We start from the raw sequence: 896 nt of genomic DNA, 5'->3' as shown, positions 1-896 counted from the left end.
AAAGTGAAAAAGGGATATATATTTATTATTTTAACTGCCATTTTATACAGCACGGCCGAAGTTGCAGGAAGAATTCTGGCACAGTCGGGCAGCATGGATCCATTTCAGGTCATGTTCATCGCCTTCTTGATAGGAGCTATAATACTGTGCCCTCTGGCTGCCAAGGATATCAAAGCTAAAAAATTGAAAATAAGAGCCGACGATCTGAGATATTTTGCAGTCTGCGGCATATCGGCAGTTACCGTTTCCATGGTGCTGCTCCAGTTTGCAGTTACCTATACCAAGGCGTCCACTGCGGCAGTTCTGTACTGTTTGAATGCAGTGTTCTCGATACCCTTTGCATATTTCATGTTAAAGGAAAAGATCACAAGGGGTACCCTCATATCCATGCTGGTGTCCCTGGTCGGTGCCGTCATAATACTCAATCCTTCGGAAATAATAAGCGGCCTCGGAAATCCCAGAGACATCATAGGTATGCTTTTTGCACTTGGCTCTGCAGTCAGCTGGTCCTTTTACACGGTATACAGCAAAAAGAGAATTGCCATATACGGAGGATACGTTTCCAATTTCTTCGGCTTCAGTTTTGGGGTGCTGGCACTTTTAATTATTCTCATAGCATCCGGAAAGCCGATTTTTTCAGGGATAACACTGCAGAATATACTGGTACTGCTGTACATGGGCATTTTCATAAAGGCAATCGGCTATATATGCTATATGGGTGCTATAAGGGAGACATCAGCAATAACCGCGTCCATGGTATTTTTGATAAAACCCGCGCTTGCCACTATTTTTGCAATACTAATACTTGGAGAGAGCATAAAGACGAATATGGTCATAGGTATAATATTTATAATTGCCGGTTCTTACTTTAAAATCAGCTCCGGCAAAAGGGAAAG

General features: G+C 42.6%; 1 protein-coding gene. It reads left to right on the top strand.

The window, feature by feature from the left end:
- Positions 1-3: 3 nt before the first annotated feature.
- On the top strand, positions 4-896 hold an 893-nt coding region (locus AB8S09_RS15760; protein WP_369869556.1), incomplete at its 3' end, for a DMT family transporter.

The sequence above is a fragment of the Clostridium lapidicellarium genome (assembly GCF_041224415.1).
Classification (GTDB): domain Bacteria; phylum Bacillota; class Clostridia; order Clostridiales; family Clostridiaceae; genus Clostridium_B; species Clostridium_B lapidicellarium.
The sequence above is the reverse complement of the archived record's forward strand: the minus strand, read 5'-3'. Positions and strand labels throughout refer to the sequence as shown.